Annotated in this window: 24 protein-coding genes, 2 tRNA genes and 1 pseudogene; 14 read left to right on the top strand and 13 right to left on the bottom strand. The window is 64.1% G+C overall.

Going from position 1 to position 20,996, the window contains the following annotated elements; genetic code table 11:
• Window positions 1–64 precede the first annotated feature (64 nt).
• The 9 genes from Mlute_RS01245 to Mlute_RS16365 form a co-directional block, all read right to left on the bottom strand.
• Entirely contained in the window at window positions 65–874 is an 810-nt protein-coding gene (locus tag Mlute_RS01245; protein WP_119358954.1) for a uroporphyrinogen-III synthase, read from the bottom strand.
• Window positions 871–1,218 (bottom strand): nitrite reductase small subunit NirD, encoded by a 348-nt coding sequence (gene nirD / locus Mlute_RS01240; protein ID WP_220452048.1) that lies wholly within the window; start codon window positions 1,216–1,218, stop codon window positions 871–873. Before nirD ends, Mlute_RS01245 begins: the two co-directional genes overlap by 4 nt.
• Window positions 1,215–3,731, bottom strand: a complete 2,517-nt coding sequence (gene nirB, locus Mlute_RS01235) for a nitrite reductase large subunit NirB (RefSeq protein ID WP_119358952.1) — start codon at window positions 3,729–3,731, stop codon at window positions 1,215–1,217. Before nirB ends, nirD begins: the two co-directional genes overlap by 4 nt.
• An 85-nt stretch (window positions 3,732–3,816) precedes the next feature.
• On the bottom strand, window positions 3,817–4,635 hold the full coding sequence (locus Mlute_RS01230) for an ABC transporter ATP-binding protein (RefSeq protein WP_119358987.1): 819 nt from the start codon (window positions 4,633–4,635) through the stop codon (window positions 3,817–3,819).
• A 20-nt stretch (window positions 4,636–4,655) separates the two neighbouring features.
• On the bottom strand, window positions 4,656–5,303 hold the full coding sequence (gene ntrB / locus Mlute_RS01225) for a nitrate ABC transporter permease (RefSeq protein WP_220452047.1): 648 nt from the start codon (window positions 5,301–5,303) through the stop codon (window positions 4,656–4,658).
• Window positions 5,304–5,514: 211 nt separating this feature from the next.
• Window positions 5,515–6,750: a CmpA/NrtA family ABC transporter substrate-binding protein gene (locus Mlute_RS01220; protein ID WP_119358951.1), complete on the bottom strand. Its 1,236-nt coding sequence runs from the start codon at window positions 6,748–6,750 to the stop codon at window positions 5,515–5,517.
• 2 nt (window positions 6,751–6,752) lie between these two features.
• Window positions 6,753–7,574: a uroporphyrinogen-III C-methyltransferase gene (gene cobA, locus Mlute_RS01215; RefSeq protein WP_245958799.1), complete on the bottom strand. Its 822-nt coding sequence runs from the start codon at window positions 7,572–7,574 to the stop codon at window positions 6,753–6,755.
• Window positions 7,571–8,263: a precorrin-2 dehydrogenase/sirohydrochlorin ferrochelatase family protein gene (locus Mlute_RS01210; protein WP_245958798.1), complete on the bottom strand. Its 693-nt coding sequence runs from the start codon at window positions 8,261–8,263 to the stop codon at window positions 7,571–7,573. Before Mlute_RS01210 ends, cobA begins: the two co-directional genes overlap by 4 nt.
• A 13-nt stretch (window positions 8,264–8,276) precedes the next feature.
• Window positions 8,277–10,295, bottom strand: a complete 2,019-nt coding sequence (locus Mlute_RS16365; protein ID WP_220452046.1) for a molybdopterin oxidoreductase family protein — start codon at window positions 10,293–10,295, stop codon at window positions 8,277–8,279.
• Window positions 10,296–10,740: 445 nt separating this feature from the next.
• Here Mlute_RS16365 and Mlute_RS01200 point away from each other — a divergent pair.
• The 5 genes from Mlute_RS01200 (at window position 10,741) to Mlute_RS01180 (ending at window position 12,254) form a co-directional block, all read left to right on the top strand.
• A tRNA-Glu gene (locus Mlute_RS01200) sits at window positions 10,741–10,816 on the top strand.
• A 2-nt stretch (window positions 10,817–10,818) separates the two neighbouring features.
• Window positions 10,819–10,894: transfer RNA gene (locus tag Mlute_RS01195), tRNA-Val, on the top strand.
• Between the two features lie 114 nt (window positions 10,895–11,008).
• Window positions 11,009–11,437 carry a hypothetical protein gene (locus tag Mlute_RS01190; protein ID WP_119358949.1) on the top strand — a complete coding sequence of 143 codons (429 nt, stop codon included), beginning with the start codon at window positions 11,009–11,011 and terminating at the stop codon, window positions 11,435–11,437.
• The gene (locus tag Mlute_RS01185; protein WP_119358948.1) at window positions 11,434–11,982 is read left to right on the top strand and encodes a hypothetical protein; all 549 of its coding nucleotides are present in this window, start codon (window positions 11,434–11,436) and stop codon (window positions 11,980–11,982) included. The genes Mlute_RS01190 and Mlute_RS01185 overlap by 4 nt, the downstream gene beginning before the upstream one ends.
• A complete protein-coding gene (locus Mlute_RS01180) occupies window positions 11,964–12,254 on the top strand; it encodes a winged helix-turn-helix domain-containing protein (RefSeq protein WP_119358947.1) in 291 nt (96 codons plus the stop codon). Before Mlute_RS01185 ends, Mlute_RS01180 begins: the two co-directional genes overlap by 19 nt.
• Window positions 12,255–12,260: 6 nt before the next feature.
• Here the strand turns inward: Mlute_RS01180 and tgt are convergent, their stop codons facing one another.
• Genes tgt through Mlute_RS01165 form a run of 3 tightly spaced genes read right to left on the bottom strand, consistent with a single transcriptional unit; the run spans window position 12,261 to window position 15,126 of the window.
• Window positions 12,261–13,415, bottom strand: coding sequence for a tRNA guanosine(34) transglycosylase Tgt (gene tgt / locus Mlute_RS01175; protein ID WP_119358946.1), 1,155 nt, complete (start codon window positions 13,413–13,415; stop codon window positions 12,261–12,263).
• Window positions 13,416–13,462: 47 nt separating this feature from the next.
• Window positions 13,463–14,629 carry a hypothetical protein gene (locus Mlute_RS01170; RefSeq protein ID WP_119358945.1) on the bottom strand — a complete coding sequence of 389 codons (1,167 nt, stop codon included), beginning with the start codon at window positions 14,627–14,629 and terminating at the stop codon, window positions 13,463–13,465.
• Window positions 14,626–15,126: a DUF4384 domain-containing protein gene (locus Mlute_RS01165; protein ID WP_119358944.1), complete on the bottom strand. Its 501-nt coding sequence runs from the start codon at window positions 15,124–15,126 to the stop codon at window positions 14,626–14,628. The genes Mlute_RS01170 and Mlute_RS01165 overlap by 4 nt, the downstream gene beginning before the upstream one ends.
• 79 nt (window positions 15,127–15,205) lie before the next feature.
• Here Mlute_RS01165 and crcB point away from each other — a divergent pair, with 79 nt between their 5' ends.
• The 3 genes and pseudogenes from crcB to Mlute_RS01150 all read left to right on the top strand — a co-directional run bounded on the left by crcB (window position 15,206) and on the right by Mlute_RS01150 (window position 16,385).
• Window positions 15,206–15,580 (top strand): fluoride efflux transporter CrcB, encoded by a 375-nt coding sequence (crcB, locus tag Mlute_RS01160; RefSeq protein ID WP_182482441.1) that lies wholly within the window; start codon window positions 15,206–15,208, stop codon window positions 15,578–15,580.
• Window positions 15,577–15,907, top strand: a pseudogene (locus tag Mlute_RS01155) (DUF190 domain-containing protein). The gene crcB and the pseudogene Mlute_RS01155 overlap by 4 nt, the downstream one beginning before the upstream one ends.
• A gap of 4 nt (window positions 15,908–15,911) precedes the next feature.
• The gene (locus tag Mlute_RS01150) at window positions 15,912–16,385 is read left to right on the top strand and encodes a tRNA (cytidine(34)-2'-O)-methyltransferase (protein ID WP_119358943.1); all 474 of its coding nucleotides are present in this window, start codon (window positions 15,912–15,914) and stop codon (window positions 16,383–16,385) included.
• Here the strand turns inward: Mlute_RS01150 and Mlute_RS01145 are convergent.
• Window positions 16,364–17,269, bottom strand: a complete 906-nt coding sequence (locus Mlute_RS01145; protein WP_119358942.1) for a LysR family transcriptional regulator — start codon at window positions 17,267–17,269, stop codon at window positions 16,364–16,366. The genes Mlute_RS01150 and Mlute_RS01145 overlap by 22 nt on opposite strands.
• 200 nt (window positions 17,270–17,469) lie before the next feature.
• Between Mlute_RS01145 and Mlute_RS01140 the strand changes: the two genes are divergently transcribed.
• The 6 genes from Mlute_RS01140 to Mlute_RS01115 form a co-directional block, all read left to right on the top strand.
• On the top strand, window positions 17,470–18,912 hold the full coding sequence (locus Mlute_RS01140; protein WP_119358941.1) for a rhodanese-like domain-containing protein: 1,443 nt from the start codon (window positions 17,470–17,472) through the stop codon (window positions 18,910–18,912).
• 22 nt (window positions 18,913–18,934) lie between these two features.
• Window positions 18,935–19,243 carry a rhodanese-like domain-containing protein gene (locus tag Mlute_RS01135; protein WP_119358940.1) on the top strand — a complete coding sequence of 103 codons (309 nt, stop codon included), beginning with the start codon at window positions 18,935–18,937 and terminating at the stop codon, window positions 19,241–19,243.
• A 12-nt stretch (window positions 19,244–19,255) separates the two neighbouring features.
• Window positions 19,256–19,915: a rhodanese-like domain-containing protein gene (locus Mlute_RS01130; RefSeq protein WP_119358939.1), complete on the top strand. Its 660-nt coding sequence runs from the start codon at window positions 19,256–19,258 to the stop codon at window positions 19,913–19,915.
• Window positions 19,912–20,253, top strand: a complete 342-nt coding sequence (locus Mlute_RS01125; RefSeq protein ID WP_119358938.1) for a rhodanese-like domain-containing protein — start codon at window positions 19,912–19,914, stop codon at window positions 20,251–20,253. Before Mlute_RS01130 ends, Mlute_RS01125 begins: the two co-directional genes overlap by 4 nt.
• A complete protein-coding gene (locus tag Mlute_RS01120; RefSeq protein WP_245958797.1) occupies window positions 20,250–20,597 on the top strand; it encodes a rhodanese-like domain-containing protein in 348 nt (115 codons plus the stop codon). Before Mlute_RS01125 ends, Mlute_RS01120 begins: the two co-directional genes overlap by 4 nt.
• Window positions 20,588–20,996 (top strand): sulfite exporter TauE/SafE family protein (locus Mlute_RS01115; RefSeq protein ID WP_147371017.1); only part of this gene is annotated, 409 nt, incomplete at its 3' end. The genes Mlute_RS01120 and Mlute_RS01115, both read left to right, overlap by 10 nt.

Genomic DNA, 20,996 nt, shown 5'->3' with positions numbered 1-20,996 from the left:
CTCCAGGATTTTAGGAACCGCAGCCTGCGGTCAAGACACAAGCCTTTCAAGTCTACCACAAACCCTAAGGCCCTGCCGCCTTGGGTCCCTCGAGGGCGGCGAACTCCGTTACCAAGGCCCCGATGCGCTCGGTCTGGGGGTGCCACACCCGGATTCCCGCCTCTTGCAAGGGCCTGGCGGTCACCCGCCCAATGGCCAGCGCCCAAACCTCCTCGAAAGCCTCCTTAAGGATCTCCAGCCGCCCCTGCTCCCGGGCGTAGCTCAGCAGGCACTCCACCTGGGGCACGCTGGTGAAGACCACGGCATCTACCTGGCGGGTGAGGATTTCCTCCAGCAGCCGCTCGAGGTCAGCCTCGGGAGCGCAAACGTGGCGGTAGGGCAGGAGTTCCTCGAGCTCCGCCCCCTGCTCGCGGAGGAAACGCACGAGCCTGGGTGCAGGTTGGCCGTAGAGTTGAAGGAAGACCCGTTGGCCCGCGAAGGAATGCGCCTGCAGGGCTTCAATTAGGCCCTCGACGGTGCCGTCTTCGTCCTTGGCGAGGGCCTCGAGGCCGTGCCGCCTGAGGGCCCGCTCGGCCTTGTAGCCGCGCAGGGCGACCTTGCTGCGCTGGAGCTGGGACCGCACCTCCTCCCACAACCCCAGGACCTCGGCCTGCTTGTGCAACTCCTCAAGCCCCACCCCGGTGGTGAAGATGACCCAGTCCGCGCCCTCCTGGGCGAACTTGCGGAGCTGGGCCTCGAGCGTGTGGGGCTCGGCCAGCACAGTCTGGATGGTGGGGCGGAAGAGGGGGATGGCTCCCTGCTTTTTCAGGATCAGCGCCAGATCCTCCGCCCGACGGGGGCCGCATAAGGCAAAGCGCATCCCCAAGAGCTTCATGTGCCCACCTTCGCCGCCTCGCTGACGGGAACGCCCACCCAGACGTCTCCCTCCTCCAGCTTCACCGCGTAGACCGGAACGCGGACCGAGGGGTCGTCGAGGTACTCGCCGCTCTCGAGGTCGAAGCGGTGCTTCAAGAGCGGCGAGGCCACGTACAGCCGCTCCCCCTTGCTGCCCACCAGGCCGCGGCTGAGCACGTTGGCGCGGGTGAAGGGGTCGAAGTTGGAGAGGGCGAACAGCCGCTGGCCCACACGGAAGATGGCCACCTGCCTCCCCTCGACCAGGGCGCAGACCCCGAGTCCGGGCAGGATGTCCTCCATCCGGCAGACCCGCACCCACTTCACGGTTTCACCCCCGTCGCCAGCGGCAGCGGCAGGGTTTCGCGCTCGAAGTCGTAGGCCGGGCGGTGCTGGCCGCGCTGTTCCACCATGACAATATTGTCGTCGGGGGCGTCGGAGTTGATGAAGTGGCGGAAGTGCTTGAGCTTCTCGGGGCTCTCCAGCGTGGCCTTCCACTCGCAGCGGTAGGTCTGGATGTGGTGGGCCATCTGGGCCTCGAGCTCCGCCGCCAGACCCAGCTTGTCCTCCACGATCACCTCGCGCAGGTACTCGAGGCCGCCCTCGAGCTTCTCCAGCCACACGCTCGTGCGCTGGAGCCGGTCGGCGGTGCGGATGTAGAACATGAGGAAGCGGTCGATGTAGCGCACCAGGGTCTCCTCGTCGAGGTCGGCGGCCAGCAGGTCGGCGTGGCGGGGCTTCATGCCGCCGTTGCCGCAGACGTAGAGGTTCCAGCCCCGCTCGGTGGCGATCACCCCCACGTCCTTGCTCTGGGCTTCGGCGCACTCACGGGTACAGCCCGAGACCGCCATCTTGATCTTGTGCGGGGCCCTGAGGCCCTTGTAGCGATTCTCCAGGCGAATGGCCAGCCCCACCGAGTCCTGTACTCCGTAGCGGCACCAGGTGTCGCCCACGCAGCTCTTGACGGTGCGCAAGGCCTTGCCGTAGGCGTGGCCCGACTCGAAGCCGGCGGCGATGAGGTCGGCCCAGATGTGCGGGAGCTGCTCGAGTCGCGCCCCGAACAGGTCCACCCGCTGCCCGCCGGTGATCTTGGTGTAAAGCCCGTACTTCTTCGCCACCTGGCCGATGGCGATGAGCTTATCGGGGGTGATTTCCCCGCCGGGGATGCGGGGCACCACCGAGTAGGTGCCGTCGCGCTGCATGTTGGCCAGGAAGCGGTCGTTGGTGTCTTGCAAGGGTACGTGGGCCTCCTCGAGCACGTGCTCGTTGTAGAGCGAGGCCAGGATTGAGGCCACCGCCGGCTTGCAGACCTCGCAACCGTATCCCTTGCCATAGTCCCGTAGCAAAGCCTCAAAGGTCTTGTAGCCCCTGACCCGCACGATGTCAAAGAGCTCGCGGCGGCTGTAGGGGAAGTGCTCGCAGAGGTGGTCGCTGACCTTTTCACCCAGCCGCAGCAGCTCCTCTTTGAGGACGTCGCCCATCATGGCCACGCAGCCGCCACAGCCGGTGCCGGCACGGGTGGCCTTCTTCAGCGAGGCAATATCGCGGCAGCCCGAGCGGATCGCCTCGCAGATGGCCCCTTTGGTCACGTTCTCACACGAGCACACCCGCGCCGTCATGGGCAGGCTGGCCCTCATGGCACGCCCCTCAACGGGGGGAATGAGCAGATGTTCGGGGTTGTCGAGCTCCACAGCGTTGAGGGTCAGGTTGTGCAGGTTGGCGTAGTCGGAGGCATCGCCCACCAGGATGCCCCCCAGAAGCCGCCTGCCCTCCTCGCTGAGCACCAGCTTCTTGTAAACGCCCTTGCCGAAGTCGCTGTAGAGCACCTCCCGCGCGCCCGGCGTCTGGGCGAAGGCGTCGCCGAAGCTGCCCACCTCCACGCCCAACAGCTTGAGCTTGGTGGACAGGTCCGCACCGCTGAAGGTCCGCTCGCCGCCCGTGAGGTGCTCGGCCAGGACGCGGGCCATCTCGTAGCCGGGGGCCACCAGTCCGTAGATGCGACCCTGGTAGAGCGCGCACTCCCCGATGGCGTAGATGTGGGGGTCGGAGGTACGGCAGTGCTCGTCGATGACGATGCCGCCACGCTCACCCACCTTCAGGCCGCTTTGACGGGCCAGCTCGTCGCGTGGGCGAATCCCCGCCGAGAAGATTACCAAGTCGGCCTCGAGGCTGCTCCCGTCGGCGAAGCGCAGCGCTGCTACGCGATCGCCTCTGGCCTCGATTCGCTGGGTGGACTTGGAGACGTGCACCCCGATCCCCATGGCCTCGAGCTTCCTCCGCAGCAGCCGACCCCCTAGCTCGTCAAGTTGCAGAGGCATCAAGTGGGAGGCCAGCTCAACCACGTGGGTTTCCAAACCCAGCTTCAAAAGCGCCCCGGCGGCCTCCAGCCCCAGCAGGCCACCCCCGATCACCACACCCTTCCGGCTGTGCCTGGCCCAGGCCTCGATGCGGGTGAGGTCCTCGAGGGTGCGGTAGGTGAAGCAGCCCTGGAGGTCGCGCCCCTCGATGGGCGGCACGAAGGGATAAGAGCCCGTGGCCAGCACCAAGATGTCGTACCCTACCTCGAGGTCCTCGGCCTGCACCACCCTGCGCTCCCGGTCAATACCGGTGGCCTTGGCGTTTATAACCCGCACCCCCCAGGCCTGGTACTGCTGGTATGTGCCGAGGGATAAATCGGGGCGCGGCTGCTCAAAAAACGCGCTCAGGCGCACCCGGTCGTAAGCTAAACACGGCTCCTCGGCGATTACCGTGAGCTCGTAATCAGAGGTCCTAGAACGCAAGGTTTCCAAAAATTTATGCCCCACCATGCCGTTGCCGACCACCACTATCCGGCGAAGCATAGCAACCTCCTAGGTGGAAAGTAGGCGCACTGCTCTAGGCCCGCGCTTTTCCCCTGACCTCTTGGTCGTTGGTCTCCACGCACCTTCACGCCACCTCCTGGCGTCCATACTTCTCGGTGAGCAAGTACAACAAGTACTCCTTGAGCTCCACATAGGTTCGATGCTCAAGCACCCGCTTCCGGTCACGTGGACGCTCCAGACCAACCTCTACCACCTCCCCCACGGTGGCTCGAGGGCCATTTGTCATCACCACGATTCGATCTGAAAGGTAGATAGCCTCGTCAATGTCGTGGGTCACCAGCAGGATGGTTTTTTGCTCCTCACCCCAAAGCGCCCGCAAGAACGCATCCTCAAAGGCGGCGTTCCAGATATTCAGAAGTTGGTCCTGTAGGGTTGTACGAGTGAGCGCGTCAAGGGCTCCAAAAGGCTCGTCCAGCAAAAGGAGCTTGGGATTGATAGCGAGCGCTCGAGCGAGGGCAGTGCGCTGTTTCATCCCACCGGAAACTTCACCGGGCCGCTTGTAACGATGCTCCCACATCCTGACAATCCTCAAGAACTTCTCAGCAACGCGGGCCTTGTCCTCGGCGGTAAGGTCGCGGTGCACCGAGTCCACTGCTTCGTAGACGTTCTGGTAGACCGTCAGCCAAGGCAGCAGCGAATAGTTCTGGAACACCACCCCTCGGTCAGGCCCGGGGCCGTCTAGCTCCCGGCCCTCGAGGGTAATCCGACCGCTGGTAGGCCTTGAAAGCCCCGCGACCATTGAAAGCACCGTGGACTTTCCACAACCCGAGTGGCCGATAAGCGAGACCACCTCGCCCTGCTCCACCCGTAGGCTAAACTTCTCAACCGCCACGTAGCTGCCGAAGCGCTTACTCACCTCAGAGAGAAGAAGGTAACCACCCATCTGGTCCTCCCCACTCCCCGTCAAACACGGACCTTCCTCAGCGCATACCCCAGAACCGAGTCTAGGACCCAACCCACCAAGCCCACCAGGAGAATGGCGGCCATCACCCGGTTTAGGTCAAGGGCGTTGTAGCTATCCCAGATGAAAAAGCCCACACCCGTGCCACCCGACAACATCTCCGCAGCAACAATCACCATCCAGGCAATGCCCAATCCCAAGCGAAACCCAGTCAGGATGTAGACAAGGGCATAGGGCAAAAGAACGCGGGTGAGGTATTTCCAGGGCGAGAAGCGGAAGACTCGAGCGACATTTTTGTAGTCCTCGGGAACCGAAGCGATGCCGGCTGCCGTGTTAATCAGGGTAGGCCATAAGGAGCAAATGGCAATCACGAACACAGCGGCTTTTTCCGAGGCCGCGAAGGCGGCCAAGCCCACCGGAAACCAGGCCAAGGGCGAGACTGGGCGCAACAATTGGATAACCGGGTTCAGTGCGCCGCGCAACAGCTCGCTTGAGCCAACAAGTACCCCCAAAGGCAGGGCAATCAAGACCCCTAGGAGAAACCCCGCGAATACCCGCAGCAAGGATACCCCAAGCTGGATGGCAATACCCTTGTCGTTGGGGCCATTGTCGTAAAAGGGATTGCGAATCAGCTCCAAAAAAGTCTGCAAAGTAGCCAAAGGATCGGGAACCCTAGGGGCCACAGTGTGGCTTAGGAGATACCAGACGGCCCCAAAGAGCAAAAAACCCACCACCACGCTAAGAGAGCTCCAAATCCATCTGGGAGCCTTGAGCTTCTTGCGCGTGGACCTGCCGAACAGAGCAGCTCGTTGCATGGGCACCTCCAGCACAAGAACCGGGAAAAGACCTACATCCACCCCTTTACAGCTCCTTGATCTCGTATTGCCTGATTGCAGCCTCGGGGTTTCTGGGGTCAAAGGTTACCTCATCAATGAAGCCACTCAGGGGCTGCATATCGTCATTGGGCACCACCACCTTGAGTTCTTTAGCTACAGAAGCGTAAAACTCCTGAGCGAGGATTGCCTCGGCAATCTTTTCGTAGTCCGGCTTCTCCTTGAGCATCCCCCAGCGCCGGTACTGGGCTAAAAACCAAATGGCGTGAGACTTACGGGGAAAATTCACTAGGCCGTTGCGATGAAACCACATCATATCCTCGGGGTAATTTCTGCGCCCAAGGCCGCCGCCCATCTCGTATATGCCCTGCAGGCGCCCATCCACCACATCCGAAGGAGCATTGATGTATTGGCGTCGGGCGATAACTCGAGCTGCCTCACGACGGTTGGTGGAGTTGTCAAGCCACCTGCAGGCCTCAAGGATGGCCTTGGTAAGGGCCTTTGCCTGGTCAGGATCGCCCCTGAAAAATTCGTTGTTGAAAACCAGGGCCTTTTCGGGGTGGTGCTTCCACACATCCTGCGAGGCGACCACGGTAAAGCCAACGCCCTGTTTGACCGCTACCCCATTCCAAGGCTCACCCACACAAAAGCCGTCCATGTTGCCTACCCCCATGTTGGCAACCATCTGGGGTGGAGGAATGGTGATGACCTTGACGTCCCTCACGGGGTTAACCCCGCAGGCCCCCAAGAAATAGCGCAACCATAGGTCATGTGTTCCACCCGGAAAGGTCATGGCGAAGGTGAGCGGCTTGCCCTCGGTCTTTTTGGCCTGAATGAGTCTGCCGATCCCCCTGAGGTCTTTGAAGCCCACCTTGCCCCCAAAGTCTTTCTGTGAGAGGGTGATGCCCTGCCCATTCGCGTTCAACACCATTCCTATAGGCATGATCCTCCCTGCCGGTCCGCCAATCCCGGCGTAGACCGAAAAGGGCATTCCGAATAGGCAGTGGGCCGCGGTGAGCTCGCCATTCAGGAGATGATCACGGGTAGTGGCCCAGCTTGCTTCCTTGGTAACCTCTACATCCAACCCATACCTCTTGAACAAACCCAGCTCTCCCGCCATGATGACCGGGGCAGCATCGGTGAGGGCGATAAAGCCAATCTTGAGCCTCCTGCCCCGGGCAAAACCCCGCATAAGGCCGGTCAGCCCACCGCCAGCAAGCCCCGCAACGCCCTTTTTGAGCACCTGTCTGCGCGTGATTTTCATACCTAGCTCCTTGATGCCCCCACCTTGGATTTCTCGAGCGTCCCCGGCGCTGTGGAGCAGCCCGTTTTGAGAACTTCTCGAGCCCGCACCACCTCGCCGACAATCCAAAGCGCTGGGGGTGAAACCTGAACTCCTCCTTCCGCCACCCTCCCGAGTGAGCAAAGCACCAACCGCTCCTGGGGGGTACTGCCGTTCTCCACGAAGGCCACCGGTTCGTCCGGCGATCTGCCCGCCGCAAGCAGGGCTCGAGCGAGCTGAGCCCGGGCTTTGACCCCCATCAGGATCACCAAGGTGTCAATGCGGGCGTAAGGGGCAAGGTCGGGTATCCTCCCCCCCTGGGTATGCCCCGAGAGCACCGCGAAGCCACCTGCCACCCCGCGCAGGGTCAGGGGGATACCGGCCAGGCCGGGCAGGGCCAGGGCGGAGCTGATGCCGGGCACCAGCTCCACCGCGATGCCCTGCTGGGCCAAAAAGGCCCACTCCTCTCCCCCCCGGCCATAGACCATGGGGTCGCCCCCCTTCAGCCGCACCACCTTGCGCCCGGAGCGGGCGTGGAAGAGCATCTGCCCGAAGATCTCGCCCTGCACCCGCTCCTGCTCCCCTTGCTCCTTGCCCACGTAGATCAGCTCGGCCAGGGGGTTGACCCGCTCCAACAGCTCCAGCACCGCGGGGCCGACCAGCCGGTCGTAGAGCACCACCTCGGCCTCCTGCAACACCCGCAGGGCCTTGAGGGTCAGCAGCTCGGGGTCGCCCGGACCCGCCCCCACCAGGTAGACCTTGCCCCTCTGCTCTCTCTCGCCCTCACCCTTGCGGCTTATACTCACGACGGCACCTCCAACTCCGATGCGTTGCGGTCATGGTCATGGTCGTGGCCGTGGTTGGGGTTGTGGTGCAAAGCCGCCAGGAGCACCTCCCGTGCCGCCTCCATCTCCCCTAGAGCCACCAACTCCAGCGCAGGGCTGTCGACCATGCGGTACCAGGCGGCCTTGCGGGCTTCGAAGTCGTCAGGGAACGTCGCGGCGACGATAGGGCGGAAGGAGCGCAGCAGCTCGAGGTAGGGAGCGTACTCCGGCCCGAACTCCCGGGCCAGCTTCTGCCTGATCCGCACCCCCAACGCAGGGGCCGCCCCGCCGGTGGAGACGGCGATGACCAACTCCCCCTGGCGGTGCACCGCGGGCAGGATGAAGTCGCAGTGGGCGGGGTCGTCTACCGCATTGAGCCAGATGCCGCGCTCACGGGCCTCCTGGGCGACGAGGGCGTTGAGCGATTTGTCGCTGGGGTGCGAGAACACCAGGGAGAAGCCCGCCAGGTCGCCCCGCTGATATCCCCGCCGCAGCCAGGCCAGCCGATCCTCGCGGTGGAGGGGCTCGAGGCCAGGGTGCTCGTGGGGGGAGAGCAGCGTCACCCTGGCCCCCACCGCCAAGAGCCCCTTGACCTTGGCCTCCGTCTCCCAGCCCCCACCCACGAACAGCACCTTCCTCTCGCGCAGGTTCAGCATCACGGGGTAGTACATGTCTGGGCTCCTCCTAATCGGCGGCTACCGCAATGGCTTCGGAATGGGCGACTGGGGTAAGGCTCACGGCGGCCACCTTGAACTCGGGCATCTGGCAGATGGGGTCGAGCGCTGGGTTCATCAGCCGGTTGACGGCCTGCTGTCCGTCCCAATGGAAGGGCACGAAGAGGGTGTCGGGGCGAATCTTGGGATTGTGCTTGACCCGGTAGCGAGCGCTGGCACGCGGGCTGCTGACCTCGGCCAACTCGCCCTCGGCGAGCCCCAGGCGCTGGGCGGTTTCGGGATGGACCTCCAGCAGTGGCTCGGGGCACTTCCTAAAGAGGCGCCCCAAGCGGCGGGTGTGGTTGCCGGTGAGGTAGTGGTAGAGCACCCGCCCGGTGGTGAGGTAGAGCGGGTAGGCAGCGGCGGGCTCCTCGGCGCTGGGCCGGAAGGGGGTGGGGCTGAAGCGGGCACGCCCGTCGGCGTGGGCGAAGCGCTGGGCGAAGGGCCGGGGCGTGCCGGGGTGGTCTTCGGACGGGCAGGGCCAAAACAGCTCTTCTCCGGCCTCGAGGCGCTCCCAGGTGATGCCGTAGTAATCGGCTTTAGCGCCGCGGGTGGCCCGGCGCAGCTCGTCGTAGACCTCTTTGGGGCCGCTGTAGCTGAAGTATTGTCCCGCTCCCAGCCTGGTAGCCAGGTCACAGAGGATCTCCAGGTCGCTCCTGGCCCCAGCGGGGGGAAGGCGCACCGCCCGGCGCAGCACCACCCGACCCTCGAGGTTGGTCGTGGTGCCGTCCTCCTCGCTCCACAGCGCCCCAGGCAGCACCACCCTGGCGTGGCGGGCGGTCTCGGAGAGGAAGGAGTCGATCACCACCAGGTGTTCCATGCGCTCGAGGCTCTCGCGCACCCAGTCTGAGCGCGGGGAAGAGGGGATGGGGTTCGAACCCATCACCAGCATCCCCCGGATTTCCCCTCGAGCGACGGCCTGCAGTATCTCGAAGGCCGAGTACCCCTTGCCAGGGAGTTGCTCGGGCTCGACTCCCCATACCCGGGCGACGGCCTGGCGGTCGGCAGGGTCTTCGATGCTGCGGTAGCCCGGTAGCTGGTCGGCCTTCTGGCCCATCTCGCGTCCCCCCTGGCCGTTGGCCTGGCCGGTGAGGGTGCCAAACTCAGCCCCCAGTGCCAGCGCCAGGTTGATGAAAGCCAGGCTGGTGGCGACGCCGCGGGAGTTCTGGTCGGCCCCGCGCCCGGTGAGGATGAGGGCCTTGCGGGCGCTGGCCAGTAGAAGGGCGGCCTGTTCGACCTCGTAAGGCATGAGCCCGCAGACCTCCGAGGCCCAGGCCGCCGTACACCCCTGCACAGCCCTCAGGGCCTCCCTAAACCCCTGGGTGCGCTCGGCGATGAAGCTGTGGTCGAGCCGCTGCTCCCTGGCGAGCAGGTAGAGCAGGCTGTTGGCCAGCGCGAGGTCGGTGCTGGGGCGCACGGCCAGGTGCAAAGCGGCGAGGTTGGCGGTGGTGGTGCGCCGGGGGTCTACCACGATAAAGCGGGTTCCGCCCTCCTTGGCCCGCTGCAGGTGGGGCATCAGCATGGGCAGGCACTCGGCGGCGTTGGAGCCTACCAGCAGGATCACATCGTGTTGGGGAAGGTCGGCGAGGGGACGGTTGAGCCCCCGGTCCAGCCCAAACGCTAGGTTCTGGGCCGCTGCCGCCGCCGACATGCAGTAGCGCCCGTTGTAGTCCACGTGCGGCGTTTGTAGGGCCAACCGGGCGAACTTGCCCAGCAGGTAGGCCTTTTCGTTGCTCAGGCTGGCCCCGCCGTACACCGCGTTGGCGCTCCTGCCGTGTTCGGCGGCGATGCGCTGGAAGCCCTGCACGGCCACCTCCAGGGCCTCTTCCCAGCTTGTGGGCTCGAGCCGCCCACCCTTGCGGACCAGAGGGGTTCTCAGGCGTTCGGTGTGCCCCAGCAACTCGCCCGAGGTCAGGCCCAGCACGCAGAGCTTGCCCCCGTTGATGGGGTGGGGCAGGGGTTTGACCGTGCCGTCGGCGTGCAACTGCATTGCGCACTGCATGGCACAGAAACAGCAGTGGGTTGGGATGCTGCAAATCGCTTCCATAAGGCTGACCTCTTGGGATGGGAAACCGGGTCTCCCATGCCAGGGAGTATATTTAAGTCCTTTGCAATTTGTCAATGGAATTTTTGACTTTTGTCTATTTAAGATTTAACAGTAGGCAAAATAAACAGAATAAATAAACAAATTATCATCGGTATATTTACAAAGTGTCACAAAAAACCGATTCACCTTGTTAAAAGCAGCGCCAAGCCCCGATGGCAGAAGCCTCTAAATCCGTTGCACTATCCCAGCAGGACCTGACTGGAGATGGCCACCCAAGGTCTTATCAGGCAGGAGCTAGCGGCAACGCAGACAAGCCTTTACGAATTGAGGCCTCTATGCTAAGCTAGTGGGCGGCCTGGAGCAGGGCCGGCCCGCCTCCAGCAAGCGGGGCCCCATCGTCTAGTGGCCTAGGACGCCGCCCTCTCACGGCGGTAACAGGGGTTCGAATCCCCTTGGGGTCACCAACGGGCGACTAACTCAGCTGGTAGAGTGCATCCCTTACAAGGATGAAGTCGGGGGTTCGAGTCCCTCGTCGCCCACCACGCGCGGAGTAGCCAACGCCTTTGAGCAGCGGGCCGGCATGGGGGCAGTAGTTTTTTGGCGCTGTTGCGTTCCAAATTTTATTTGTGGTACAAAGTTATTTGCGGAGGTGCTAAATGCGTGGGCTTAGCTTTCTAGCGGGCCTTTTGCTCTCCTCTGCCCTAGCAGGGGGCCTGGGCTACGGCTTCCTAGGCTACCAAGGTGGTCCCCATGGGGGAGGTGGCGGTTTTGGCACAGCAACCTTCGGGGAGGTTTCCTGGGTCTTTGGCGGGGAAAGCTACGGGGGAGCGAGCCTGAGCGGCGGAGTCTTCCTCACGGGTCCCTTGTTCCCGCTCCAACAGGTCTATCTGCTCCCGGCGGTGGGTTTGGGCGGGGAGGAGCGGGCCGGAAATAGAGGTTTCCTTCTGGACCTGGGCCTCAGGGCCTTCTTCTTCTCCTCTAGCCCCGGGTGGGCAATAGGCCTTGGGGTAGGGTACGCCTTCCCCCTGGGCTTCCCGGGAGGGGGCGCCTACCTGCGGCTCCTTATCGGCGGAGGAACCCCGTGAAGCCGGAAGAAGCCCATAAGCTCCTGAATATAGCCGAAGCAGCGGAGGCAGAGGGGCGGCTGCGCCTCTCCCTTTTGGGGGGATGGAGCCTGGTCCTCTGGGGTGGGATTTGGACCCTAGGCTACGGCCTCGCTGCACTGGCCCCAGCATGGGCGGGGTTGTTCTGGGTTCTGGCTGCCCCTTTGGGCATCCTCGTCTCCTTCTTCCTGGGCATAAGGCAAGGCAGGTGGGTGCAAAGTGAACGGGGGCACCTCACCTTCGCCCTTTGGGGTCTGCTCACCCTCTTTTACCTTTACTGGTCCTCCCTACTCTCCCCCAAGGGATTAGCCGGCCAGGGCTTGCTGGTAAGCCTGGTGGCCCTGGGGCTGGCCCTTACAGGGCGCATCTGGCAGGTGCGCGGGCTTCTGTCTGCCGGGCTTGGCCTTTTCCTTCTGGATGCCCTCCTCTACCACCTCCTTCCTCAGGCCTTCCCCTGGGGCATGGCCCTGGCCGGCTTCGGGGCCTTCCTCTACGGAACACAGCTCCTATGGCGCTGGACCCGCTGATCCACCAGGAGACCCGCCTTCGCCTGATGGCGCTGCTGGCCGGGCTTGGGGAGGGGGCCAAGGCAGAGTTCTCCTGGTTGAAAGGGGCCCTGGGCCTCACAGAGGGCAACCTGTCCAGCCATCTACAGAAGCTCGAGGAAGCAGGGTATGTAGCGGTAGAGAAGGGGTTTGTGGGCAGAAGGCCCAGAACCTGGGTCGGCCTGACCCCTGAGGGCCTGAGGGCCTACCAAAGCTACCGAGAGACCCTACTGGGCCTGCTGGAGCCCTCGTGAGGAGCCCTAGCCCCAGTGCCCCCCCTCCCTCAAGGCAAGGGTAAACCAAGGGGGTATGCCCTCCCTGAACCGCCTCCCGGCAAACTCGCGGGCAAAGGCCCCGTAATCCCGGCTTTGTATGGCCTCCCAAGCTGCCTCCATCAGGCGGTGCAGGTAGCGCAGGTTGTGAAGCGAGAGCATGCGCAGGGCCAGGATTTCCTCGGCCCGCACCAGGTGCGAAAGGTAGGCCCGGCTGTAGTGAGTACAGGCGTAGCAGTCGCAGGCCGGGTCAATGGGGCGGGGGTCGTCTAGGTAGCGGGAGAGCTTGAGGTTGAGCCGCCCTTCGGGCACCAAAGCGTAGCCAAAGCGCCCGGTGCGGGTGGGGTAGACGCAGTCAAACATGTCCACCCCCAAGGCCACCGCGGCCACCAGGTCTTCGGGGTGGCCCACCCCCATCAGGTAGCGGGGTTTGTGGTCGGGTAGGAGCCTCGTGGAAAGCTCCACCGCCGGGTACATGTCTTCCTTAGGCTCCCCCACCGCCAACCCCCCGATGGCAAAGCCCGGGGTGTCAAAGGCCACCGTGGCTAGGACGCTGGTGCGGCGTAGCTCCAGATCAACCCCCCCCTGAGCGATGGCAAAAAGGGCCTGGTCAGGGCGGGTTTTGGCCTTGAGGGAGCGCTCGAGCCAACGCAGGGTACGCCCAACAGAGGCCTTCAGGTAATCGGGGCTAGAAGGGTAGGGCGGACACTCGTCAAAGGCCATGATGATATCGGCCCCGAGTGCTTCTTGGGCCTCAATGCTGCGCTCTGGCGTGAGCACAACCAGGTCGCCGTTCAGGTGGCTGCGAAAGGTCACGCCCTGTTCGTCAATTTTGCGCAGGTCACCCAGGCTCATCACCTGAAAGCCCCCCGAGTCGGTGAGCCAGGGACCGTCGTAGGCAGCAAACCAGTGCAGTCCTCCCAAGGCCCGCACCCGCTCCGGCCCCGGGCGCAACAGCAGATGGTAGGTGTTGGCCAGAACAATCTGTGAGCCTATTTCCTTGAGTTCCCTGGGCGAAATCCCCTTCACGCTGCCCTGGGTGCCCACCGGCATAAAGAGGGGGGTCTTCACCACCCCATGGGGGGTGGTGAGAAGCCCGGCGCGGGCCCGGCCTGACCGGGCGGTGATGGAAAACTCAAACACCTGGGTATTCTCTAGGCTGTTGGGCTCCCGTGCAAGGCCAAGGTGACTCAATTGGCGGTGCAGGTGCTGGGGGCTTGGCAGCTAAAGGTGCGGGCTTCCTCAAAGGTGGGGCCATTGTAGGCGGTTTCCAAGCCCTTGCCCAGCACCTTAAAGCCGGCCTCAACCTTGCTGCCGCCGTTGATGCCGCTTTTGAGGGTGGCCGCGCCGCTGTTTCCCGAAAGGGTCAGGTTGATAAAGGGTCTGGCCTCGAGGTTCGGCCCGGCCACCCCATAGAACTTGACCCCCATTGCCAACCCCACAAAAGCCTGGCCCATCCCCTGCACCGGCACCGAGTAGTTGAAGCTGGGGTTCAGGGCAAAGCTGGCGGCAAAGGTGTTGTTCCAGCCGCCGTTGGTGGTGCGGTTGCGGTTGTAGTCAAGCTGGAGGTTGGTGGCGAAGGTGGGGGCGATGCCCACCGAGACCGTCACCTTGCCGCCGGCCTGGCTGCTTACGCCGGCGATGAGCTTGGGTTGCAGGACCACCACCACCGGCACCCCTCCCACCAAAAAAGCCCGCTTGATGTTCCAGGAGGCCAGCTCCTTGTTCAGGCTAAAGGGGCTGTAGCTGGCGTCGGCCTGGATGGCGGCCGTCACCTGGGCCTTGAGGGTGCCGCTCATCCCGGCCTTGAACACCTCAACGCTGCCGTTGCTGAACTTGAGGTTGAAGCTGGGCCTGAGGGTCTGCTCCACAAACCCGTTGAGGGTAATGGCCGACCCGGGCACCCCCGGGATATCAAACCTCACATCGGTCAGGTTGATGCGCCCGGTAAAGCTCTGCACGCTCACCCCGGGCAGGGCCTGGGTCAGGTTGGCCTCGCCAATGGGCAGGTCGCTCTCTAGGCTCACCTCCCCCGAGGCAACGGCTTCCTCGAGGGTCGCGTCCTCGGTTTTGAGGTAGAACTTGCGCACCGCCTGACCACCCACCATTCCCGCCCCAGCCAAGGTGGCCTCGGTAATCCGGCGCACCAGCCCCTCGCCTTCATCGCTGATCACAATCTGCCCTGGGGAGAGGTCTTTGTCGGTCTGCACATTCATCTCGGAAGCGCCCACCGAGTCCACCTCCTCTTCGCCCAGGACCACCGCACCCGGCTTCAGGGCAAGGTGGTTCTGTGGCGCTGCGGGGCCACAGGCCAGCAAGGCTAGGGCAATCCAGGGGAGAAGCGGAAGCAGCCTCACGGCACCGCCTCCATCCAGGTCTCGGCCACATCGCGGACCGGGGCTTCGCCCAGGTAGGCCCGGGTATGGCGGTTGAACTCTTCGTTGCTCAGCTTGCCCCGAAACAACTCGCGGCTGGGGGCTGGGGTGCTGGTGTACAGGAGCCTAAAGCGGGAAGGCCCTAGGGGGGGCACCACCAAGTAGGCGGCCTGGCCCTGGGCGTTGCGGTCGGCGGCCAAGGGAAAGGTGTGCTTTCCTGCGGGCAATTGCACGTTGCGCTCGAGGACCACCGTGGTTCCATCGGGGTCCATGGTAACCAGGGTCACGTAGCCTGGCTGGCTTAGGGTAAAGCTGAAAAACACCCGCTCGCGCAGCCTATACTTGGCCCCCTCACCCCGGTCGGGGGCAAAATCGCTGATGACAGGTTGCAAGCCCCACTCACGCCGCTCCTTATCGCCAAACCCTACCTGCGGTGCGCAGCCCACCAGCAAGAGCAAGAAAAAGCCCAGAAATCTCATCCCTAAAGTCTAGCTTAGGTTTTCTTAGAGGATGACAGGGGCCTGGATTAAGGAGGGCTTTAGAAGAATACTTATCGGCGTGGAGCGGTACTTATTGGTGGCGCTGGGCGGGGCCATCGGGGCGCTCCTGCGCTACGGACTGGGGGCCTGGGTACAGGCCCTGAGCGGGCCCGGGTTCCCTTGGAGCACATTCTTAATCAACATCACCGGAAGCTTCTTTATCGGTGTTGTGCTGCGGCTCAGCCTGGAGGGGGCCCTCAGCCCTGAGTGGCGGCTGCTTTTGGCGGTGGGGGTGCTGGGGGGCTACACCACCTTCTCCACCTTTAGCTGGGAAACCCTTGCGCTGGTGCAGCAAGGGGAGTGGTTCAAGGCCTCCTTGTACGTGCTGGGCAGCGTGGTTCTGGGATTCTTGCTGGTCCTTCTTGCCTATCGCCTAGCCGGGAGGTGGCTGTGAAGCTCGAGGGAGAAGCCGAGCTGTTGCGAATCTTTCTGGGGGAATCCGACAAGTGGCAGGGGCAGCCTCTCTACGAGGCCATCGTCCTAGAGGCCAAGAAGACCGGCCTGGCGGGGGCCACCGTTTTAAAGGGATGGGCTTTGGGGCTCATTCCCGCATCCACACCGCCAAGATTCTGCAGCTCTGCGAGGACCTCCCAATCTGCATTGAGATTGTGGACACCGAGGAGAAAATTCGGGCCTTCCTGCCCACCCTCGAGCGAATGGTGCAGAGGGGCTTGTGACCATGGAGAAGGTGGAGGTCATCCAGTACCGCTCCCGCGACTGAGCCCATGGTAAAGGTCGTGCTCTACCAACCCGAAATTCCCCAGAACACCGGCAACATCGCCCGAACCTGCGCGGTTACGGGAGCAGAGCTGCACCTAATCCGCCCGCTCGGCTTCCGCCGGGGAAGCCCCAAGCTCAAACGGGCCGGGTTGGACTACTGGCCGGAGGCAGACATCGCCCTGCACGACTCCTGGGAGGCCTTCTTGCGCTCTTTGCCTCAGGACGCCCGGCTTTGGGCTTTTAGCAGCAAGGCCTCTTGCCCCCACACCGCAGCCCACTACCGCCCCGGCGACTACCTGCTGTTCGGCCCGGAGAGCCGGGGGCTTCCCCCAGAGGTGCTGGAGGCGTTCCCCGCGGTGTGCATCCCCATGCCTGGGAAAGGGACCCGCTCGCTCAACCTGGCGGTCGCGGTGGGCGTGGGGGTGTACGAGGCGCTGCGGCAGATTTACGGCTGGGGTCAGGCAGGAGCCTCTAGGTAGCCCCGCAGGTGCTCGAGCAGCTCTCGAGCCGCCAGGTCCACCGACGACTCGGGGTAGGCTACCCAGTGTACCCCCAGCGAAAAGCCCGCGTCCTCAATGAGCAAGGCCCGCAGCGCACCGGCCGCGACCTCCGGCTCCACAAACGAGCGGCAGGCCAGCCCCACACCCAACCCGGCGGCCGCTGCGGTTTTGACCCCATAGAGGCTGCCGCACTCCAGTACCTGTTGCGGCACAATTCCGTGCCGCTCAAGGAACTGCTCTAGGCGCAGGCGCAGACGGGAGTTGCGCTGGGGCACCAGGAGCACCGCGCCCTCGAGCTGCCCCAGCGCGGCCCCCCCTAGGTCCGCCCAGGGATGGCCCGGGGCCACCACCAGCACCACCTCGTCCGAGGTAAGACGGCGGGCCAGCAAGGGCTCGGGAAGGTCGTCCGTGCCCCCCAAAACCAGCGCCGCCTCCAAGTCGCGCTGGTAGACCTTCTCTATCAGCTCCAACGTTGTGCCGTTGGTTAGGTGAAGCTCGCAGCGATTCAGATGCGCCTTGGCCCAAAGGAGAAGCCGGCTTTGGTAGCGGGGAATTAGGCTCCAGGCCAGGCCCACCTCCAGCCTGGGAACGCGCCGGTAGCGCCGCTCCTGAATGAAGCGGGCGGCGTGGGCCAGGCTGCGGTTGACCGCGCAGGCGTAAGGCAAAAGAGCCTTACCTGCTTCGGTGAGGACGATGCCCTGTGGGGTGCGCTCGTAAAGGGACTGCCGCAATACGCTCTCCAGCGCTTTTAGGGTCTTGCTCACCGCAGGCTGGCTGAGGTTCAGGACCTCGGCAGCCCGGCTCAAGCTGCGCAGCTCGGCCACCACACAGAAAACCACCAGGTAGCGGGGATTTAGGCGCATACTCGGCCACCGCCATCATACCCCAAACGTGAAGAGGTGCATAACCTTTTGCTATTTGCTCAGATGAAAGGTTATGCCTACCCTGGGGTTACGCGCGAGGAGGCTGGAGCCTTATGCTCAGGGAAAGGGCTTAATATCCCAGGGGGGTATTTGACAATATACCCCATAGGGATATATCGTATGGAGCAGGAGGATCGCCTATGCTCTTCAAGCACATCTACGAGGAAGGCTTGGCTCAAGGGAGCTACTTCATCGGCTGTCAGGCCGCGGGGGTGGCGGTGGTGGTGGACCCTCGCCGGGACATCCAGGTTTACCTGAACGAGGCACAAAAGAACGGGATGCGGATTGTGGCCGTTGCCGAGACCCACATCCACGCCGACTACCTCTCCGGGGCGCGCGAACTGGCCAAGGCCACTGGGGCCAGGCTCTACCTAAGCGACGAGGGGGACGAAAACTGGAAGTACAATGGCCTAGAGGGCTTTGACCACCAGCTCCTCAAGGACGGGGACCAGATTAAAATCGGCAACCTTACCCTCACCGCGGTGCACACCCCCGGGCACACCCCCGAGCACCTGAGCTTCCTGGTGCAGGACGGCGCAGTGGCCAGCGAGCCGGGCTACTTCCTGACCGGCGATTTCGTGTTCGTAGGGGATGTGGGCCGCCCCGACCTCCTAGAGGAGGCGGCCGGAATCCAAGGCACCGCCGAGCCGGGGGCCCGCCGGCTGTTCCGAAGCCTCAAGGAAAAGTTCCTCACCCTCCCCGACTACGTACAGGTATGGCCCGGGCACGGAGCCGGCAGCGCCTGCGGCAAGGGGTTGGGCGCGGTGGCCAGCACCACCGTGGGCTATGAGCGCCGCTTCGCCTGGTGGGCCGACTACCTGCGTAGGAACGACGAGGAAGGCTTTGTAAAGGCCCTGCTCTCGGGCCAGCCTGAGGCCCCCTACTACTTCGCCCAGATGAAGCAGCTCAACCGGGACGGGATGCCCATCCTGGGCAGGCTTCCCGAGCCTCCCCAGCTCACCCCTGAGGCCTTCCGCCGGCGGCTGGCCGAAGGGGCCCTGCTGGTAGACACCCGGGACAAGCTGGCCTTTGCTGGGGGGCACCTCGAGGGGGCCATCAACATCCCCGCGGGCAAGAACTTCTCCACCTGGGCAGGCTGGCTGCTGCCCTACGAACGTGACCTGGTCTTGCTGGCCTCAGCCGAGCGGGTGCCGGAGCTGGTCAAGCAGCTCGTCCGCATTGGGCTGGACCGGGTGGTGGGGTTCATCCCAACCCTGGAAGGCTATGCCGAGGGGGAGCTAAGAACCGTCCCCCAAATCACCGCAGCCGAGGCCAAGGCCCGCTGGGAGAAGGGTGAGGTGTTCATCCTGGACGTGCGTGGGGCCGACGAGTACAAATCCGGCCACATCCCAGGGGCCCTGAACATCCATGCCGGTCGGGTAATGCGGCACCTGAGCCAGATACCCAAGGACAAACCGGTGGTGGTGCACTGCCTGGGCGGTGACCGCTCCTCTACCGCCATCAGCGCCCTGATGGGGGCCGGCTTCACCAACCTCATCAACTTGACTGGAGGTATCCGGGCCTGGCAACAGGAGGGCTTCCCCATAGAAAAAAGCCCTGCCCTGGCCCTGGTGGGCGCCTAAGCCCCGGTCTAGGAGGTGGATTGTGAACCTGGATGTGCGGGTTGCTTACCAGACCCTAGAGCGCTACCGGGTGGTAGACATCCGTGAGCCCCATGAGTGGGCCGAAGGCGTCCTACCAGGGGCGATAAGGCTGCCCTTATCCAAGCTGGAGAAGCTGGCCCCCTTGTACCTCGAGCGCGAGGCGCCCACCCTGCTTTACTGCCGCAGCGGCAACCGCTCCCAGGAAGCCCTCAAAACCTTGCAGAAGCTGGGCTACAAGAGGGTCTGGCAGCTCGAGGGAGGGATAAAGGCCTGGCGCGAGGCTGGAATTCCCTGTGCAAGCCCCGTTTAGGAGAGGAAGAAGATGCTCACCCTATACAAAGACATCAGCCCTACCGAAGCCCGCAGGTTACAGGAACAGAAAGCGCTTTTCGTAGATGTGCGGGAACCCGAGGAGTTCGCCCAGGCACGCATTGAGGGTGCCCGGCTCATCCCCCTTTCGGAGTTCGCTGCGCGGTACCAGGAGATTCCCAAGGACGCGCCGGTGGTGCTTTACTGCCGCAGCGGGGCCCGCAGCGCCCAGGCTGCGGCCTGGCTCTCGGCCAAGGGGCATCCAAACGTCCTGAACCTGGACGGGGGCATCCTGGCCTGGTACCAGGCTGGGTTGCCGCTGGACACCGAGCCACAAGAGGCCGTCTACCAACACACCGCCTTCACCGAGCTCACCCCCCAAGAGGCCCAGGCCTGGATTCGGGAAGGGGCCTATGTGGTGGATGTGCGGGAGCCCTACGAGTACGCTATGGGGCACATTCCGGGGGCGGTCAACATTCCTCTAAGCCGCTTCGTCGCCGAGGCCAGCCAACTCCCCAAGGACCGCAGGCTGCTTTTGGTTTGCGCCTCGGGCAACCGCTCCTCCCAGGCCGCGGAGTACCTGATGGGGCAGGGCTTTGAGGGAAACCAGGTGGGGAACCTCGAGGGCGGCACCTACGGCTGGATGGCTGCAGGGCTAGAGGTGGAGCGTTGATTGGCTGGCTCAAAAACCTGCTCGGGGGAGGACCCAAGGTGGGCCGCCTAAGCCCAGAAGAAGCCCACCAGAGGGCCAAGGCCGGGGCCATCATCCTGGATGTGCGCACCCCCTTAGAGCGCAAGGAGGAGAAAATCCCAGGCTCCTTGGGCCTGCCGCTGGACAGGCTCCCCAGTGAGTGGGAGCGGCTTCCTAGGGACAAGGAAATCATCTGCCAGTGCCGCAGTGGGGCCCGCAGCGCCCAGGCCGCCCGCTTTTTGGCCGAGAAAGGCTACCGGGCGTACAACCTGGCGGGCGGCCTGGAGGCCTGGAAGCGGGCGAAGCTACCGGTGAAATGATGCAGGACATCTTCCCTACCGAGCTTTCCCTTTGGCAGAAGCGGGGCGCTCTGCTCCTGGATGTGCGCTCGCCGGAGGAGTACGCCCTAGGGCACATCCCAGGCTCGCGCAACCTCCCCCTGGAGAGGCTTCTTGAGCACCTGGGCGAGCTAAGAAGCCCCATCGTAACCCTCTGCGCCACGGGAAGCCGGGCGGGCCTGGCCGCCGAGGTGCTGGCCTACGAGGGCTTTGAGGTGGGCCGGCTGGTGGGGGGCATCCAGGGCTACGCCGCCCAGGGGTACCCCCTCGAGCGAACCTCTGGCCCCCTAGCCCCCCACAGACCCGAGGAGGCCCTGTGCTCCTAGCCCTCACCGGCGCGGTCCTGATTGGGCTGGCCCTGGGCATGCTGGGCTCGGGGGGCTCCATCCTCACTGTGCCCATCCTGGTCTACCTGGTGGGCGAACCCGACAAGCTGGCCATCGCCGAGTCCCTGGCCATTGTGGGCCTAATCGCGCTGGTAGGGGCCATACCCTACGCCCGCAAAGGGCTGATTGACTGGCGGAACGTGGTCTGGTTCGGCCTTCCGGGGATGGTGGGCACCTACTTGGGGGCCTACCTGTCCAAGTGGGTGCCGGGGGTCTGGCAGCTCGGCCTCTTCGCGGTGGTAATGCTCCTCGCGGCCTACTTGATGTTCCGCCCGCCCCGGCTCGAGGCCAACCCCCAAAAGCGCGCCCCCCTCAAAATACTGGTGGACGGGCTAGCGG

Origin of the sequence: Meiothermus luteus (genome assembly GCF_003574085.1) — a bacterium.
In the GTDB taxonomy this organism is placed as follows: domain Bacteria; phylum Deinococcota; class Deinococci; order Deinococcales; family Thermaceae; genus Meiothermus; species Meiothermus luteus.
Note: the sequence above shows the minus strand (reverse complement) of the source record. Positions and strands in the feature narration are given on the sequence as shown.